The sequence below is a fragment of the Kribbella sp. HUAS MG21 genome (assembly GCF_040254265.1).
In the GTDB taxonomy this organism is placed as follows: domain Bacteria; phylum Actinomycetota; class Actinomycetes; order Propionibacteriales; family Kribbellaceae; genus Kribbella.
In genome coordinates, this window is the sequence record NZ_CP158165.1 from 1,713,686 (window position 1) to 1,730,657 (window position 16,972).

A 16,972-nucleotide genomic window follows, 5' to 3' on the forward strand; every position below is an offset into this window, starting at 1 on the left:
GCGTCGTACGGCGGGCCGGGATCGCAGGCTCGTCCCGTGAAGACGAGACGGATCGGGGCCGCGTTCGCGGCCGGCGCCATCGTGCTGGGCCTGGGAGGCCAGCCCGCACTCGCCGCACCACCGAAAGGCGCGTGCCGGAACGTGGAACCGGCGCACCCGGTCGTGCGGTTGCTGCCGTGGGCACAGCAGCTGCTGATGCCACAGCGCGCCTGGCCGTTCAGCAACGGCAGCGGCGTCACGGTCGCGGTGATCGACTCCGGCGTCGACGCCGACCACCCGCAGCTCCGGCGGCCCGGTAAGGTGCTGCCGGGCCGCGACTTCTACCTGGTCGGCAAACTCCCCGGAAACTACGACTGTGTGTCGCACGGCACCGGGGTGGCCGGCATCATCGCCGCCGACGGCAAGCGCGGTATCGGCTTCCAGGGCATCGCGCCGGGGGCCAGGATCCTCCCGGTCCGGATCAGCGAACGCGAGACCGACAACGACGGCAGGACCGAACTGATCGACCCGGTCCTGCTCGCGAAAGGCATCCGGTACGCCGTCGACGCCGGCGCCCGGGTGATCAACCTGTCGGTGGCCGGCGACCGCGACGACAAGCCGGTTCGCCAGGCGATCGCGTACGCCGTGCAGAAGGACGTCGTCGTGGTGGCGGCGGTCGGGAACCGGCAGAGCCTTGACGACGGCCCGCTCCCGTCGTACCCGGCGTCGTACCCAGGGGTGATCGGTGTCGGCGCGATCGACAACGCCGGTGCCCGCTCGAGCGCCTCCCAGATCGGCCCGTACGTCGACCTGGTCGCGCCCGGCACCGGCGTCCTGACCAGCACCCGCGTCGCCGGTCACGCGTACGAGGACGGCACCAGCTTCGCCGCCCCGTTCGTCTCCGGTACTGCGGCCCTCGTCCGCGCCGCCTGGCCGAAGCTCACCGCCGCACAGGTCACGCAGCGGCTGATCGCCACCGCGACGCCGTCCCGAGGCGGCCGCGGCAACCAGGAGTACGGCGCGGGCATCGTCGACCCGTACCGCGCCGTCACCGAAGGCATGGCCGGCGCGGGACGCGCGCTTCCGGCGACGCACGTCCCGCCTCCCGACGAGCAGCAGCTCGCCGTCGCGGCCTGGTGGCATGCCCGCGGTCTGGAGGCCCGTACGGCGGCACTGCTGGCAGCGGGTGCGATGACGACCGTCCTCGTCGTCAGCTGGCTGGTCGTCACCGGGCACCGCCGCCGCTGGGCCGCCGCGCGTTCCACGGTCGACCGTCCGGCGCCCTCGGCTCCCGAGCTCCCGCCCGACTTCCTCTTCACCCGCTGAGCCAACGCGGAAACGCCCGACCGGCAGTGCCGGTCGGGCGTTCGTGGTGCGTGCCGGTCAGACCCGCAGGCTGGAGGCGATCGCACAGGTGGTGGCCAGCGTCGACTGGCCGTCGGCCGCGCACTGGTCCACGACGGTGCCGCGGTTCATCAGGTCGGTCCCGTGGGCGTGCGCCTCGTTGACCATCTTGCTGACGTTGGCGAAGTACTCGTCGAAGTCGCTGCTGACCCAGGCGTTCTCGGGCTGCAGCGCCGCGGCGATGCTCTGGTGGTCGGTCGCGTCGGTCAGGTAGTTCTGACCGATGTTCTTGTAGCCGGTGGCGGCGTCCATCATGCCGCCGAACTGCTGGAAGACCTCAGCCATCGTTGCGTTCCTCTCTGGTGGTTCGGACGTCGGCGCCGATCAGGCCGTCGGCATGTTGACGGTCGTCAGCGAGTGGACGTTGTTCATGCTCAGCTGCCCGTAGTGGTTGGAGATCTGGCCGACGCCGTCGGACTGCAGCTGCGCCTGCAGCTGGCCTTTCAGGTTCGCCGCCTGCCGCCAGTTCTCGTGGCCCTGCACGTTCACCTGCGAGGCCTCACCACGGAACGACGCCGTGGAGAGGTCCATGGTGTTCGCCTCGGACCGGCCGAGCTTCTCGCCGACGGAGTCGGCGAACATCGCGGTCTGGTTGGCGTGGTGCGTCATCGGGTCGGTCAGACCCTGGATGAACATCCCGGACATCGCTGTCCCCTTTCCTGTGCCGATGTTGCTGTGGATGGTTCAGCCACAAGCTAGGGAGCGGCCGTCGGCGATCGGCCCCGGCGACACCTTCCTGCCATCGGCCTCCGGCCCCCGTCCGGGCGCGTGAAGATCGCAGCGAACAGCCTCGGCGGAAGGTGTGCGATGGCGACGATGATGGTCCGGCGGCCGATGCGGCGGCCCGCCCCGGAGCTGCCCGGCGGCGAACTGTTGCTGGAGGCACCGCCCGAGGTGCCGGAGCCCGGCGGCCGGCAGTGGACGCAGATGTTGATGGTGCTCCCCATGGTCGCGATGATGGGCGCGATGCTGCTGCTGTACTCGAGCAGCATCGTCAGCGGCCTGCGGTACGTGATCTTCGGCCTGTTCGGCCTGGCGATGATCGGCATGATCGTGATGGCGCTGCTCAATCGCAACGGCGCCGGGAAGGCCGAGATGGGCCAGGCCCGCCGTACCTACCTGCGGCACCTCGCCCAGCAACGGCTCCGGCTCGGCCGGTCGATCGACCAGCAGCGCGACGCGCTCGCGTACCTGCACCCCCAGCCGGACTCGTTGTGGTCGCTGGCCGGCAGCTACCGGCTCTGGGAGCGCCGCCAGGACGATCCCGACTTCGGCGCCACCCGGATCGGCGTCGGGCCGCAGCACCCGGCGACGGCCGTCGTACCGCCGGACACGCAGCCGCTGGAACGCCTGGAGCCTCTGTCCGCGTTGGCCCTGCGCCGCTTCGTCTCGACGTACGCCGCGGTGCCCGGACTCCCGCTGGCGATCGCGATCACCGGCTTCGGCCGGATCTACCTGCCCGGCGACCGGGACCGGTCCGTCGCGCTGGTGCGCGCGATGATCGCGCAGCTGGTCACCCTGCAGGCACCCGACAACCTCCGGATCGCGATCTGTACGGCGGACCGGAACCGGCCGGAGTGGGACTGGGCGAAGTGGCTGCCGCACGCGCTGCACCCGGAACGCAGCGACGCCCTCGGCCCGCTGCGGTTGATCGCCCCGTCGGTCACCGCGATCGAGGCGATGCTGGACGACGTACTGACGAACCGTCCGCGGTTCGACCCGGACGTGGCAGGCCGGGTCGCCGGTCCGCATCTCGTGGTCGTGCTGGACGGCGGGGAGATCGACGGGTCGGACCATCTGCTGGCCGGGGCCGGACTCGAGGGCGTCACGGTCCTCGACCTCACGACGGCGCCGCCGCGGGCGATCGACTCGACCGCGATCAGCCTGGACGTGGATGCCGAGGGCAACCTCTCGGCGGAGACGATGGAGGGCGACGAACGGCTCGGGCAGGCCGACGCACTGGACATCGTCACGTTGGAAGGCCTGGCGCGTCAGCTCGCCCCGCTGCGGTTGACCGCCGGCGCCCAGGGCGACGCCCCGCTGAGCGCGGACCTCGGGCTTGCGGAGCTGCTCGACCTCGGCGATCCGTACGACTTCGATCCCGAGGACACCTGGTTGCCGCGGCCGAGCCGGGACCGGCTGCGGGTGAAGTTCGGCCTCCGGGCCGACGGTCAGCCGATCGAGATCGACCTCAAGGAGTCCGCCCAGGAAGGCATGGGTCCGCACGGCCTGCTGATCGGCGCGACCGGCTCCGGGAAGAGCGAACTGCTCCGCACCCTGGTCCTCGCGCTCGCGATCACGCACCCGCCGCGCTCGCTCAACTTCGCGCTCGTCGACTTCAAGGGCGGCGCGACCTTCACCCGGCTGGACAAGCTGCCGCACACCAGCGCGGTGATCACCAACCTCGCCGAGGAGCTGCACCTGGTCGACCGGATGACCGACGCGATCAACGGCGAACTTCTGCGCCGCCAGGAGCTGCTCCGGGCCGCGGGCAACTTCTCCTCGCTCCGCGACTACGAGAAGGCCCGCGCGGCCGGGGCGCCGCTCGAGGAAGTGCCGACGCTGCTGGTGATCTGCGACGAGTTCAGCGAGCTGCTCACGGCCCGCCCGGACTTCATCGACATGTTCGTCCAGATCGGCCGCGTCGGCCGCTCGCTCGGCGTCCACCTCCTGCTGGCCAGCCAGCGGCTGGAGGAGGGCCGGTTGCGCGGTCTCGAGACCCACTTGTCGTACCGGATCGGCCTACGGACGTTCTCCGACATCGACAGCCGCACCGTGCTCGGCGTCAACGACGCGTTCCAGTTGCCGAGGGCACCGGGTCACGGCTTTCTCCGGGTCGGCACCGACCCGATGGACCGGTTCCGCTCGGCGTACGTCTCCGGCGTCCACCGGCGGCCGTCCGCCAACGGTCTTCCGGTCGCCCCCGACAACTCGATCGAGCTGCTCGACTACTCCAGCGGGTACGTCGCGCCGGCGATCACCGACGAGCCGGAGGCGGAGAACCCGGATCCGGACGGCGCGTTCGACGAGAGCGTCGGCGAGACCCTGCTGGACATCCTCGTCGACCGCTTCGAGGGCAAGGGCAGCCCGGCGCACCAGATCTGGCTCCCGCCGCTCGACGAGTCGCCGGCGCTCGGTGACGTCCTGCGGAACTCGCACGACCTGCTCCGCCCGGGCAGCCTGGTCACGGTCGCCGGCATCGTCGACCGGCCCCTCGACCAGCGCCGGGACCCGCTGCTGCTCGACCTGTCGGCGGGCGGCGGTCATGTCGCGATCGCGGGCGCGCCGCAGAGCGGCAAGAGCACCACGCTGGTCAGCATCGTGGCCGGCCTGGCGCTCACGCACACGCCCGAGGAGGTGCAGTTCTACTGCTTCGACTTCGGCGGCGGCGTGCTCTCGGCGCTGCGGGACCTGCCGCACGTCGGCGGGGTCGCGGGACGCCAGGACACCAACGCGGTCCGCCGTACCGTCATCGAGCTGCTCGGGATCGTCGCCGAGCGCGAAAAGGCCTTCGCGGCGGCCGGCATCGACAGCATGCAGACGTTCCGCGAGCGGCGCCGGCGGGGCGAGGCCGGCGATTCGCCGTACGGCGACGTGTTCCTGGTGGTCGACGGCTGGCAGACGATCCGCAACGACTACGAGGACCTGGAGCAGGCCCTCGGCGACATCGCGACCCGCGGCCTCGCGTACGGCGTCCACCTGGTGATCAGCGTGGCCCGCTGGTTCGATCTCCGGAACCAGATCCGGGACCTGTGCGGCACCAAACTCGAACTGCGGCTCGGCGACCCGATCGACTCGGTGATCGACCGGCGGTGCGCGATCCTGGTTCCGGAGCATGCGCCGGGCCGCGGCATGACGACGAGCAAGCACCACTTCCTGGTCGCGGCGCCGCGGCTGCAGGACGGCGACGAGCGGATCTCGGCCGGTCTGGCCGAGCTGGTGGCGACGGTCAAGGAGGCCTGGCCGGGTGACCGGGCGCCGCAGGTCCGGCTGCTGCCGAGCGACGTCGCGTACGAGACCGTCGACGGAGCGAGTTCGCGCGAGCAGGGTCTCGCCGTCGGCGTCGCGGAGAGCACGCTGGCACCGGTCCTGCTCGACCCGGTCGCGAATCCGACCTTCATCCTGCTGGGCGACACCGGCGCCGGGAAGTCCGGGTTCCTGCGCACCCTGGCGGCCCGGATCCGCGAGACCCACACCCCGGAACAGGCGCGGATCGTGGTCGTCGACCATCGCCGCAGCCTGATCGGCGGGGTCGAGAGCGAGCACCTGCTCGGCTACGGCATGAACCATCAGGCGACCGCCGAGCTGATCGCGGGTCTGGCCAACGTTCTGCAGGAGCGCGTCCCCGGCCCGGACGTCACTCCGCAGCAACTCCGGGACCGGTCCTGGTGGAGCGGTCCGGACATCTTCGTGCTGATCGACGACTACGACATGGTCGCCTCCTCCGAGAACCACCCGTTGATGCCGCTGCTGCCCTTCATCCCGCAGGCGTCCGACCTGGGGCTGCGGATCTTCGTGGCCCGCCGGACCGGCGGCGCGATGCGCGGACTGTTCGAGCCGGTGCTGGCCCGGATGCGGGACGTCGGCTCGCCCGGTCTGCTGATGTCCGGCAGCCGCGAGGAGGGACCGCTGCTCGGCGGTGTCCGCGCGCAGCCGATGCCGCCCGGCCGCGGCTGGCTGATCAGCCGCCAGGGCACGAACCAGCTGATCCAGCTGACCCACCCCCCGACGGACGACCAGCAGGTCGTCTGAACCAACCGAATTCGGCATTCGAGAAGGAGGATCCATGCCAGACGACAGCGGCGGAAGCGACATCGTCCACGTCCAGGAGGTCGACGCCCTCAGATACTCGGAGAGCGAGATGGCCAACGTGGCCGGGACGTTCCGCGACGGCATGACCAGAGCAGGCGAGGATTCCGCGTCGCCGGCCGCGGCCGGCGGGACCATCGAGAGCAAGCTGTTCATGACGCAGGAACGGCAGGCCCGGGAGTCGCTCGTGCAGTTCATGACCAAGACCGGTAACGGTCTCGACGGGTACCACAGTGCGGTCACGCAACTGCGAATCGAGCACGAGGGCCTCGTCCACCTGACCCGCAGCCGTCTCCAGGCGCTGCTCAGGCCGCAGGAAGGGCCGGTGCGCACCGACCCCGCGTTCGACTGGCGCCGGGCCGTCCAGCACCAGCTGCACCCCGAGCTCGGAGGGAACTGACATGCCGACCGACTACGCGGCCGGGGCGATGGTGGCGCAGACCGTCAACGCGCTCCAGGCCGTGATGAACGACATCGACCAGAAGGCGCAGGCCGACAAGGCACTGCAGGGCCCGCTGAACACGGCGGCGCAGATGTGGCAGGCGTCGTACGAGACCATCACCACCGCCGCGCAGGCCTTCCCGCGCGCCAGCGAGAAGCTCGTCGGCAACTGGCAGAGCCCCGCCCCCGTCGCCATCTACAAGGACGCCGCCGCTGCCTCGACGAACTCGCTGGTCAGCGCGAGCGCGGCGATCCTCGGATCGAACGGACCGGGCTCGAACCAGGGCGGCGCCTCGATCCCGGCGATGCTGACCGGGCTGGCGAACTACATCGGGGTCGTCGCGGGCGCCACGGCACAGGCCAAGGCGGCGCTCGACAAGGCGATCGAGCAGTTCAACTCGGATCTCGGCGCGCAGGCGCTGGAGAAGCTCTTCGTCGACCTCAACCGTCCGATCGTGGTCGCGGCCGGTGGGCAGCTGAGCGCGCTCGCCGCGGAGTACGAACGGCTCGGCCCCCAGCTCCTCGGGACGGCGCAGCAGTTGCAGTGGAAGGGTCCCGGGGCCGGGAACACGGTCCCGCCCGGCGGGCCGAGTACCCGGCCCGGCTCGTCGCCTGACGGTCCCAGCGCGCAGACCGATGGCGGGGACCAGCCGGGCGGAGGCCCTGGCGGCGCACCTGGCGAAGAGCAACCGGGTGGAGCTCCCGGGGGTGGCCCTGGGGGCGCGCCCGGAGGTACCCCCGGCGGGGGCGCGCCCGGCGACGTCCCGGGTGGCATGCCCGGCGGTGTGCCCGTAGGCAGCGTGCCTGGCGGGTTGCCGAACGGGCAGGGCACCGGGTTGGCGGGGTTGCCGACGGCGGTTCGGCCGCCGTCGATCGAGCAGTTCACGCCGCCGAACATCCCGGCCGCATCGGTCACGACTCCGAGCGGGGGCCTGCCGGTCGGCGGCGTTCCGGTCCCGGGCGGGCTCGGTCGCGGCATCGGCGGTGGCGGCCTCGGTGGCGGACTCGGCGGCGCTGGCGGGGGCGGAGTCGGCAAGGCCGATCTCCCGAAGGCCGGCGGCGTCGGCGGCGTGACCGGCGACAAGCCGATCGCCCGGGCCGGTGAGCAGTTGTCGCCGCAGCCGGCGCCCAGCGGTGGCCGGGCCCCGGGTTCGCCGGCCGGTACCGGGCTCGCCGGGACTCCCGCGGCGGGTGCCGGCGCGGGTGGCGGCGTACCGCCGATGATGCCGCCGGGTGCCGGGATGGGCGCCGGTGGCAGCGGCGGCCGGGCCGGGAAGTCGGGCGCGGCGGGGACGATTCGTCCGGTCGGTCGCAAACGGGACCGGCAGAACGACGAAACTCCCGGAGTACCGGTCGGACTGCGGGGCAAGGCGGGCAAGGACCTGCCGGGGGCGTTCCCGGTCGCGCCGGTGACCGCCCGGCGCCGGCCGGAGAAGGCACCGGCCGAGACCCTGCAGCTGCTCGACGAGGATCTCTGGAAGGTCGAGGACGAACCCGCGGCAGCACGCCGCTACGCCAACTGAGCGTCACACCACGAAGGGTCCGGCTCGGAACTCGAGCCGGACCCTTCGCCATGTCAGCACCACCTGACGCTGCTGGGTCAGGTGGTGGGTTGCAAAGCCGTCGCCGGGTTCAGTGCCGGGCCCTGCGGGACCCGGGCCAGCAGCGCTGCCGGGATCTCGACCGGCTGGACGTTCTCGTAGCCCAGGGCGGCGAGGACCTTCGGGTCGGACAGCGCGTACGCGCGTCCCAGGTCGGTGACGAGCCCGAGTGTCCCGCTCTGGGCCTGCTTGGATTGCCGGGCCTCGACGACGGCCGCCGTACCGGGCGGGACGACGATCCGGTCCGCGAGCGCCGTACCGGCCCGGCCGCGCTTGACCGTCGCGGTCATCGCGTCGCGCGCGGGCATCGCCGGGTCGATCGCGATCGCCGGCAGCTCGGCGCCGGGCGCGAAGGTCGCGCAGACCGTCCCGAGGCCGTCCCGCGGCGCCACGAACGCCGGCCGGCTGCGCGGCGCGCGCCCCTCCTCCGCGGTGGTCGTCGGCTGCGCGGCCTGGCCGACCGACAGCAGGCTCAGTTCGATCGCGGCCGGCGCCTTCCCGCCGTACGCCGCCTTCATCGGGCGGTACGCGCGCTGGATGTCGAACTGCAGCTCCGAGATCGGCAGCAGCGTGCGCTGCGTCGCGAGGTAGTGCTGGGTGCCGCCGCCCGACGTCCGGACGACGAACAGCTGGCCGGCCAGCGTCTTCGGGCGATCGGGTACGGCGGTCGACGGCAGGCCGATGCCCGCGAGCTTGATCGGCGCGATCGGTTCGCCGTCCGGCAGCGCCGCGACGAACGCCGCACCGACCCGTGCCCACGGTTCGGACGACAGCGCCAGTCCGACCGTGACCGTGTCGGACTTCGTGATCCGGTGCCGGTAGCCCTTGCTGATCAGGTACTGGTCGCCGGTCTCGATCACCTCGACGAGCATCGCGGCGTCCGCCATCGCGGTGCCGCCGGACGGCTGCTGACCGATCATCAGCACCGACTCGCTGGACCGCGCACCGCTCTGGTCCAGGGCCGGCTGCGAGCACAGCGTCCAGCCGCCGCTGAGCAGCTTGTTCGCCGGAGGCAACGCGTCCGGCGCGTCCGGGATCCCGATCCGCGGGCCCCGGGGCACCCCGGTGAGGGACCGTTGCGAGACCCGGCGCGTCGTGCCCTTCTTCCCGAGGGCGAGCAGGGCCGACACGTAGTTCGTGACCGGGTGCAGGTGGCCGTCGATGTAGACGAACCGGGTGCCGGTCTCCTTCTCGACGATGACGGTGTCGCCCTTGCTCCAGGCCGTGTTGCCGCCCGGGACCACCATTCCGTAGACGCCGACCACGGCCAGCGCGACGATCATGATCGCCACGCCGCCGAACGCTGCCGCGGTGACCCGCTTGAACGGCGGCTGCTCCGGATCGGTCTCCCGGGTGACCAGCGCGGAGACCATCCGCTGCACCGAGAACTGGTGCGACTGCAGCTGATCCTTCCTGGTTGCCATCTCAGCCTCCCCAGCCCCGGACGACGGCGTACAGACCGAGTACCGAGCACGCGAGCGGGATCAGCGCCAGCGTCACGAGCACCTCGAGAATCTCGGCGTACCGGCTCAGGTACGGACTCGGCAGCTTGGTGCTGTACCGCAGGCCGCAGAAGATCGTGATCGCGGCCAGCAGGAGCATCGAGGGGACGACCAGCGAGACCGGGTCGGGCGTCGACGCGCTCAGCGGACCGAGCACCAGGCAGGCGATACCGGTGAGCGCCGCGACGAGCAGCATCAGCCGGTGTTTCACCACCGGATAGATCCTTGCCCGCAGCAAGCATCCGGCGGTGAGCAGGCCGGTGAGCACGGTCGCCGGCGTACTGCGGTCCGCGGTCAGCAGCACCATACACACCGAGAGGGCGACGGCCACGCCCGCCAGCATGCCGGTGAGCAGACCGTCCGCTCGGACGACAGCGCCGTACACGTGCTTTCGGGGAGGTTGTGGATCGTCGCGGACCAGGTCGGCGGTCGTTCGCGGCAGGATCGGCATCGGCAACCGGCCGATGCGGAGCGCGAGCGGGCCGAGCAGCGGCGAGAACGCGAACGCGGCGGCGCCGAGCATCGCGGCCACGTCGGCGCCGTCCAGCGTGTCCGCGGTGCCGGTCCAGCCGGCGACCAGTCCGAGCAGTCCGGTGCTCGTGGCGGCCGCGAACAGCGTGCCGCTGTCCACGATCCCCAGATAGCACGCGACTCCGGCGAGCAGCAACGCCGTACCGGCGGCAAGGACCTGTGGCGCGCCGATCGCGGGCCACGTCGCCGTACCGGCGAACAGCAGACCGCCACCCACCGCGGCGAACGGCAGACCGAGACCGCCGAGCAGCGCACCCGCGCCGGAATCTCCTACCACGCGGGCCAGCGCGACGCCTGCGACGGTCAGCAGGGCCGACGTCAGCAGGAGCCAGGTCGCGGCCTCGGCCCAGGGCGCGCCGCGGCGCAGCACGACCGCCATCACGACCAGTACGGCGAGCGCCGCACCGGTCAGACCGGCGATCCGGGTGTGCCGGGCGGTCCACGGTACGCCGAGCTTGCCGGCACCGGAGGCGACCGCGTCGACCAGGTCGTCGTACTCCAGTTCGGGCCATTCGAGGCCGCGGGACACCAGGTGCAGGATCTCGCCGTCCCGGACCCGGTGCGAGCCGAGGGTGCGGCCGAGGTTCAGCTCGGCGCCGTCGGCGCGGCGCAGGACCCAGCCGCCACCCGGGGCGCCCTGGTCGGCGAGGTGTTCGCCGGCCTTGGTGAGCAGGCCGGGGAGGATCTCGGCGAGCGCTGCCTGTTCCGGCAGCGCCAGGTCGAGGCGCCGTTGAGGCGCGGCGACAGTCACGCGGACCAGACCTGTGATGTTCATCGGTCACTTCCTCTTCCTGCGGCCGGGTCCAGATGGCGGCCGCAGGTCAACTGTCTCGGCGGTGCGGCGGCCCGGCGTCGCCGCGACAGGTTCCTGCCGTCGGCGGCCGCGGCCCGGCGGACCGCCCTAGCGTGCTGCGCAGACCGGCGATGTGGAGGGACCGTGACTGATCGGGAGCTGTTGATCCCCGTGGGGCATGACCTGGGCGTGGTCTGGTCCGGGGCCGGCCAACGACGTCAGCAGGTGCGTGTGGGCGTCGAGGTGGCCGAGTTGGCGGACCACGAGTTCGCCGTCTGGCTGCTCGCGCACGGGGTCGAGGATGGGGATCGGCCTACCCGGGCTTCGCTGATGGAGCGGGCGGAGCGGTTGGGGTTGGGGGCGGGGCAGGTGGACGAGGTGGCGGAGCGGTTTCTTCGGGACGGGTTGCTGGCGGCTGTTGATCCGGAGGCGGACGGTGCGGTCGAGTTCGCTCGGGAGCATCAGTTGTTTCCGTTGTTGCTGGGGCTGGGGCCGGATCCGGAGGAGCCGTGGATGCAGACTGTCGGGCTCTTGCATCAGCCGGTGGCGCAGGTTTCCGTGGCCGTGTACGACGTGCTGATGTGGGCTCAGCTCGCGCCGGAGTTGTGGAGCGGGTGCCAGGATGCCGCCACGGTGGCGCTGCAGGCCGGTGTGAGGGCTGTCGAGGAAACCGAACCGCGGAACGTTCTGTCCGGCGTTCTCGGACAGGTGCACGGGTTGCTGGCGGTGCGGGCGGCGTACTTCGACCGGCGGCGGGCACGATGACGTCACACGTTTTCCCGATCGGGCAGTACAACGGTTTCCGGGAGCCGGACCAGGTGGTTCGGGTCGGGTGGAGTCAGCACCGGCTCGAGCCGGACGCGTTCGCCGTCTGGGTACTGGCGCACGGGTTGCCCGAGGTGGGCAAAGGGGTGTGGAGCGTGACCGATGTCGTTGCGCAGGGCAAGCAGGCAGGCGTCGAGGACCCGGCGGCGTACGTCGAACGGCTCGCGGACGCGGGGCTGATCGCGGTTGTCGAGGACGGCCGGCAGTTCGCGCAGCGGCACCGGATGGACGTGATGTTCGTCGGGCTCGGGAACACGCCGGACCGGTTGGAAGGGCATGCGGTCGGGATCCCGGGGCTGGGCGCGGCCGCGGTCCTCGACCCGGACTGCTACGAGCTGTGGCAGTGGGGTTCGGTGGCCCCGACGTTGTGGCACAGCTGCGAAGTACGCGCGACGGTCGCCGCCGAGCCGTCCGCGCGGCCCGATCCGGAGGCCGCGCTGCGCGAGATCCTCGGCGACCTGCGCTTCCTGGTGGCACGCGGTTGCGCGTCCTTGGACGTCGCGGGGTGACAAGATGACGCTGATGGCCGAGATCTCGCCCGACGCGCTGGTGCCGCGCGCCACCGGACCGGTGGCCACGGTGTACCTGGTGGCGCCGCCCGGTGGGCGGACGGCCGTGCTGAAGGTGTACCCGCAGCCGTTGGATCGGCGGACGTACAGCGGGGTCGAGGTCGAGCAGGCGAAGCTGGCCGGGCTGCGGTGTGCGCCGTCGATCGTGCGGGTGGAGTCGCTGGACGACCTGCCGGACGGGCGGACCGGGTTGCGGATGGAGTTCTGTCCGCAGTCGTTGCCGGACCTGGTCGCGAGCGGGCCGCTGCCGATCGGGGACGTCGTCGTGCTCGGGCAGATCCTCAGCTCGGTGCTCGCCGAGGCGCACGATGCCGGGCTGGTTCACGGCGGGGTGACGCCGTCGAACGTGCTCGAGCGGCCGAGTGGGCAGCCGGCGTTGGCGGACTTCGGGCTGGCGCTCCGGCTGCGGTTCCCGCGCGATCTGATGGCCGATGCGGCGTACACGGCGCCCGAAGTACTGCGCGAGGGCGAGCTGTCCGAGGCGGCCGACGTGTACGGGCTGGGCGCCGTACTGTATCTGGCCCTGACCGGGCGGCCGCCGTTCCCGGCGCGGACCGGTGAGCCGCCGGACGGCGTCGTACTGCGGGTTCTGCGGGAGTCGCCCGCGGAGGTGACGGGGCGGGACGTGCCGCCGGCGTTGTCGGCGCTGCTGCTGCGGATGATGGCGAAGGAGCCGGACGCGCGACCGGAGGCGGCGAGTGTGGTGCGCGAGTTCGAGGCGCTGCTGGCCGGGGTCGGCGCGGTGCCGGGGGACGAGCTGGACTTCGACGACTTCCGGGACGAACTGGCGGCCGGACGGAGTGTGCCGGTGGCTGTGGTCGAGGCTCCCAAGAAGAAGCCGCCGAAGCCGCCGCGGGAGAAGGCTGCAGGCGGGAAGTCGCGCAAACCGTTGCTGCTCGGCGCGGGCGCGGCGGTCGCGCTGGTCGCCGTACTCCCGGTGGTGTTCCGTCCGGGCGGTGGCGACACGGCCGAACGTCCTGCACCAGCGCCGGTCGTCAGCACGCCGAGCCCCGCGCCGACAAGCCCAGAACAGCCCACGATCAAGCTGAATCCACCGGTGGACAAGGGCACCTCGGTCGACCTGAGCTGGTCGGCGTCGCGAGTTCTGCGGTACGCCGTCGTCGTCGCCGAGCAGGGCAGCAAGAAGCCGAAGGTCACGTACCTGGGACGCGCGACGCGGCTGACTGTGCAGGTCAGCAGCGGTTTGAAGTACTGCTTCCAGATCCAGGGCGAAGAAGCCGGGGCCCTCTTCGAGAGCGCTCCGGTGCCGATCCGTGGGGCTAGCTGCCGGAAGTGAGGCTGGACTGTGTGTAGACCGGTTCTGGACCTCGATCACCTAGGCTGAACGGGTGAAGCCGAGCTCCTTCCGCCCCGGGCGGCTCACCGAGGCACTCCGCGGGCGTGGCCGTTCGGAGGCCACGCTGGCCGCGGTGGTCGCCGGGTGTGTCGCGCTGATGAGCGTGGTCGTGCTGACCGGGGCGGGCGCGCCGGACAACGGCGTGAAGTTCGCGCAGTCCGGTCACTGGGTCTACAACAGCGTCGTCGGCCGGATCTTCCACCTGGACGGTTCTACCGGTGAGGTGGACGCCGACGTCGAGGTGAAGGGCACGCCGCCGGGAGCGCAGGTCGTGCAGACCGACAAGCAGGGGTACGTGCTGTCGCGGTCGCGGATCGACCAGTTCGGCAAGTCGGACCTGACCGTCCTGGACCCGATCGAGCCGCCGGCGACGAACGAACAGCCGGTCGGCCTCGAGGGTGCGGGTGCGGCGTTCGCCGTGTACCGGCAGGCCGGGCGCGTGGTGCGGTTCGGGGACCAGCAGACGATCGCCGCCCCGGGCGGACCGCTCGGCGACCCGGTGGTGACGTCGGACGGCACGCTCTGGGTGCACCGCGTGAACGACGGCAACCTGTGCCGGCTGCCGCTGTCCGCGGACCGGATGACGTGCCCGGCGACAGCTCCGAAGGGCCACAAGGGCGGGCTGTCGGCGGTCGGTACGGGTGCGGTGTTCGTGGATCTCACCGCGAACGAGGTGTACACGCTCGACAGCGGCGGGATCGGCGCCAAGGCCGGCCTCGGCGATGTCGACGTACCGGACACGGCGCTTGTCGCAGGCAACGATGTCGGCGGCCGGGTGGCGATCGTCGACCGGGACCACGGCCGGCTGCACCTGATCGACGTCTCGGACAAGCCGAAGGCGCCGGCGACGACCCCGCTTCCGAAGGGCAGCTACGACCGGGTGGCGTCGTCCGGCGACGGGCTCGCGCTGCTGGACCGGAAGAACGCCAGCCTGCTCACGCTCGACCGCGACGGCCGCGAGGTGGGCCGGACCAAGATCCCGCAGCGACCGGCCGGCGGCCGGGACAAGCCCGAGTCGAACCTGTACCGCGGCGACGACTCCCGGGTGTACGTCGAGAACGGGACCGGCGACCGGGTCGTCGTGGTGGACCGCGACGGCCGGACCGAGTCCGTCGAGGTCGGACCGGGGGACGACCGCAAGGCCACCGCGAAGCCGACGATCACGCCGCCGGTGAAGCCGCGGACCACGATCCCGCCGCGCACCACACCACCGAAGACCACACCACCCAAGACCACACCACCGAAGCCGCCGAGGTCCACGCCGCCGAGCACGCGCCGGCCCGAGACACCGCCGCCGACCAGGAAGACGACCCCGCCCGGACGCGAGAACACACCGGACAGACCGAGGGCGACACCACCGAAAACCACGCCACCAAAGACGAAACCGCCCACACCGCCGAAACCTACAGCGAAGCCCGGCCGCCCCGGCGCGCCGCTGAACGTGTCCGCCCGCTTCGTCGACACCGACGCCGTCGTCACCTGGGGCGCTGCGGCGGCGCACGGCGCGACCATCACGTCGTACCGGCTGAGCTGGACCGGCGGATCCACGACGGTCAGCGGGGCGACACGATCCGCGCTGATCCCAGGCCTGAAGTCGAGTACGGCGTACGCGTTCACGATCAGCGCGGTGAACAGCGTCGGCGCCGGACCGGCCGTCAGGTCGAACCGGATCGAGCGGAAATGGAACCCGGCCGAGTCGCCGCGCGAACTGCTGGTGAAGGACGACGGCACCAGCGGACGGCTGACGCTCGGCTGGATGCAGCCGACGATGGGCGACGGCACGTTCCTGCGGTACGAGGTCGCGATCGGCTCGCGCACCGCGCCGCCGCGCGTGACGTCGACCAGCACGCAGGCGACGATCACCGGACTCACCGACGGGACGGCGTACACGTTCTACGTCCGCGCGATCACGAGGGCGTCGGACGGCCAGCAGGTCGTCGGCAAGTACACGAGCCTGTCCGCGACGTCGATCGCCGCGGAGGCGCCGACCAAGCGGGTCGTGGCGTCCCGCGGCGAGGGTACGACGTACGGCGACAACTGCCGGCAGCCGGAGTGCGCGTACATCCAGATCCGGCTGGAGAACCTGCGCCCGAACACGACGTACAGCATGAAGCCGTACACGTCCGAATGGGGCAACTTCAACCCCGGCTACAGCACCAAGACCGACGGCAAGGGCCAGCTCCTGGTCCCCGACCAGTTCCCCTGCAGCGCCGTAGGCCAACTCACCTGGGTCACCGTCACCGGCCCCGAAGGCACCTACACGTCCAACAAGTTCTTCTGGAAAGCCGACGACTAGTTCTTGACGGCGAGGACTGCGGCGATGAGGTGTTGCCAGTCGGTGAGGTCGTCGGGGGTGTCGTCGTTGCGCCATTCGGCGGCGGGGACGAGGCCGGGGGGCTGGACGGTGAAGCCATCGCCGTAGAGGTCGAGGATCTCCTGTTCGGAGCGCCAGGTGCCGCGGCCCAGGGTGCCTTGCATGATGTCCTGGATGGCCTTGGTCTTCGGGTCGTTCTGGCTGCGGAAGTGCGAGATGAAGACCGGGCTGCCGGCCGCGATCCGGTCGTGCCAGTAGCGGACCGCGCCCTTCGGGTCCTCGTCGTCGTTCATGTGGTGCAGGACCGCGCAGAAGATCAGCCCGACCGGCCGGTCGAAATCGATCAGGCGCTGGATCTCGTCGTCCTCGTAGATCGACGCGGGGTCGCGCAGGTCGGCCTGGATGACGCTGGTGTTCTTGTTCTCCGCCAGCAGCGCGCGGCCGTGGGCGAGCACGATCGGGTCGTTGTCGACGTACACGACCTTGGTCTCCGGCGCGTACCGCTGGGCGACCTGGTGCACGTTGTTCGCGGTCGGCAGGCCGCTGCCGAAGTCGATGAACTGCCGGACCGGCGTGTGCCGGACGATCTCGTCGACCGCCCGCACCAGCACACCGCGGTTGTCGAGCACGATCTGCTGCGAGCCGGGCAGCTCGTTGACGAAGCGGTCCCCGAACGCGCGGTCGACCGCGAAGTTGTCCTTGCCGCCCAGCAGGTAGTCGTAGGTGCGCGCGATACTCGGCTTGGTCAGGTCGAAGCCCGGGGACGGCGCGGTTTCCGTCACCTGCTCGTTCGCATCCGGCATCGCGTGGTCCCTTCCTGTCGTGGCACGTGTCACTCTATGCGACG

General features: G+C 71.5%; 13 protein-coding genes. 8 read left to right on the forward strand and 5 right to left on the reverse strand.

Going from position 1 to position 16,972, the window contains the following annotated elements:
• Positions 1–36: 36 nt before the first annotated feature.
• On the forward strand, positions 37–1,305 hold the full coding sequence (gene mycP, locus ABN611_RS08210; protein WP_350279197.1) for a type VII secretion-associated serine protease mycosin: 1,269 nt from the start codon (positions 37–39) through the stop codon (positions 1,303–1,305).
• Between the two features lie 57 nt (positions 1,306–1,362).
• Here the strand turns inward: mycP and ABN611_RS08215 are convergent, their stop codons facing one another.
• Both ABN611_RS08215 and ABN611_RS08220 read right to left on the reverse strand, forming a co-directional pair.
• Positions 1,363–1,668 (reverse strand): hypothetical protein, encoded by a 306-nt coding sequence (locus ABN611_RS08215; protein ID WP_350279198.1) that lies wholly within the window; start codon positions 1,666–1,668, stop codon positions 1,363–1,365.
• Positions 1,669–1,707: 39 nt separating this feature from the next.
• Positions 1,708–2,028, reverse strand: a complete 321-nt coding sequence (locus ABN611_RS08220) for a hypothetical protein (protein ID WP_350279199.1) — start codon at positions 2,026–2,028, stop codon at positions 1,708–1,710.
• A gap of 162 nt (positions 2,029–2,190) precedes the next feature.
• Between ABN611_RS08220 and eccCa the strand changes: the two genes are divergently transcribed.
• Genes eccCa through ABN611_RS08235 form a run of 3 tightly spaced genes read left to right on the forward strand, consistent with a single transcriptional unit; the run spans position 2,191 to position 8,156 of the window.
• Positions 2,191–6,135 (forward strand): type VII secretion protein EccCa, encoded by a 3,945-nt coding sequence (gene eccCa / locus ABN611_RS08225; RefSeq protein ID WP_350279200.1) that lies wholly within the window; start codon positions 2,191–2,193, stop codon positions 6,133–6,135.
• A gap of 34 nt (positions 6,136–6,169) precedes the next feature.
• Positions 6,170–6,592 (forward strand): hypothetical protein, encoded by a 423-nt coding sequence (locus ABN611_RS08230; RefSeq protein ID WP_350279201.1) that lies wholly within the window; start codon positions 6,170–6,172, stop codon positions 6,590–6,592.
• 1 nt (position 6,593) lies between these two features.
• The gene (locus tag ABN611_RS08235) at positions 6,594–8,156 is read left to right on the forward strand and encodes a hypothetical protein (protein ID WP_350279202.1); all 1,563 of its coding nucleotides are present in this window, start codon (positions 6,594–6,596) and stop codon (positions 8,154–8,156) included.
• A gap of 77 nt (positions 8,157–8,233) precedes the next feature.
• Here ABN611_RS08235 and eccB read toward each other — a convergent pair whose 3' ends face one another.
• Together eccB and eccD are read right to left on the reverse strand one after the other, a co-directional pair.
• Entirely contained in the window at positions 8,234–9,658 is a 1,425-nt protein-coding gene (eccB, locus tag ABN611_RS08240; RefSeq protein WP_350279203.1) for a type VII secretion protein EccB, read from the reverse strand.
• 1 nt (position 9,659) lies between these two features.
• A complete protein-coding gene (eccD, locus tag ABN611_RS08245) occupies positions 9,660–11,042 on the reverse strand; it encodes a type VII secretion integral membrane protein EccD (RefSeq protein WP_350279204.1) in 1,383 nt (460 codons plus the stop codon).
• Positions 11,043–11,204: 162 nt separating this feature from the next.
• On the opposite strand from eccD, the gene ABN611_RS08250 reads away from it, so the two are divergent.
• The 4 genes from ABN611_RS08250 to ABN611_RS08265 are packed head-to-tail and all read left to right on the forward strand — an operon-like array spanning position 11,205 to position 16,107.
• Positions 11,205–11,825: a hypothetical protein gene (locus tag ABN611_RS08250; protein ID WP_350279205.1), complete on the forward strand. Its 621-nt coding sequence runs from the start codon at positions 11,205–11,207 to the stop codon at positions 11,823–11,825.
• Positions 11,822–12,394, forward strand: coding sequence for a hypothetical protein (locus tag ABN611_RS08255; RefSeq protein ID WP_350279206.1), 573 nt, complete (start codon positions 11,822–11,824; stop codon positions 12,392–12,394). The genes ABN611_RS08250 and ABN611_RS08255 overlap by 4 nt, the downstream gene beginning before the upstream one ends.
• A gap of 4 nt (positions 12,395–12,398) precedes the next feature.
• On the forward strand, positions 12,399–13,751 hold the full coding sequence (locus tag ABN611_RS08260) for a protein kinase (RefSeq protein ID WP_350279207.1): 1,353 nt from the start codon (positions 12,399–12,401) through the stop codon (positions 13,749–13,751).
• A gap of 52 nt (positions 13,752–13,803) precedes the next feature.
• Positions 13,804–16,107, forward strand: a complete 2,304-nt coding sequence (locus ABN611_RS08265; RefSeq protein WP_350279208.1) for a fibronectin type III domain-containing protein — start codon at positions 13,804–13,806, stop codon at positions 16,105–16,107.
• Here ABN611_RS08265 and ABN611_RS08270 read toward each other — a convergent pair.
• The gene (locus tag ABN611_RS08270) at positions 16,104–16,928 is read right to left on the reverse strand and encodes an SAM-dependent methyltransferase (protein WP_350279209.1); all 825 of its coding nucleotides are present in this window, start codon (positions 16,926–16,928) and stop codon (positions 16,104–16,106) included. The genes ABN611_RS08265 and ABN611_RS08270 overlap by 4 nt on opposite strands.
• Between the last annotated feature and the right edge of the window lie 44 nt (positions 16,929–16,972).

What these genes read in the sequence shown, in the direction of transcription:
- eccD (WP_350279204.1), bottom strand. Translation starts at nt 11,042, where the DNA reads ATGAACATCACAGGTCTGGTCCGCGTGACTGTCGCCGCGCCTCAACGG.
- ABN611_RS08220 (WP_350279199.1), bottom strand. Translation starts at nt 2,028, where the DNA reads ATGTCCGGGATGTTCATCCAGGGTCTGACCGACCCGATGACGCACCAC.
- ABN611_RS08235 (WP_350279202.1), top strand. Translation starts at nt 6,594, where the DNA reads ATGCCGACCGACTACGCGGCCGGGGCGATGGTGGCGCAGACCGTCAAC.
- ABN611_RS08270 (WP_350279209.1), bottom strand. Translation starts at nt 16,928, where the DNA reads ATGCCGGATGCGAACGAGCAGGTGACGGAAACCGCGCCGTCCCCGGGC.
- ABN611_RS08215 (WP_350279198.1), bottom strand. Translation starts at nt 1,668, where the DNA reads ATGGCTGAGGTCTTCCAGCAGTTCGGCGGCATGATGGACGCCGCCACC.
- ABN611_RS08230 (WP_350279201.1), top strand. Translation starts at nt 6,170, where the DNA reads ATGCCAGACGACAGCGGCGGAAGCGACATCGTCCACGTCCAGGAGGTC.
- ABN611_RS08255 (WP_350279206.1), top strand. Translation starts at nt 11,822, where the DNA reads ATGACGTCACACGTTTTCCCGATCGGGCAGTACAACGGTTTCCGGGAG.
- eccCa (WP_350279200.1), top strand. Translation starts at nt 2,191, where the DNA reads ATGGCGACGATGATGGTCCGGCGGCCGATGCGGCGGCCCGCCCCGGAG.
- ABN611_RS08260 (WP_350279207.1), top strand. Translation starts at nt 12,399, where the DNA reads ATGACGCTGATGGCCGAGATCTCGCCCGACGCGCTGGTGCCGCGCGCC.
- eccB (WP_350279203.1), bottom strand. Translation starts at nt 9,658, where the DNA reads ATGGCAACCAGGAAGGATCAGCTGCAGTCGCACCAGTTCTCGGTGCAG.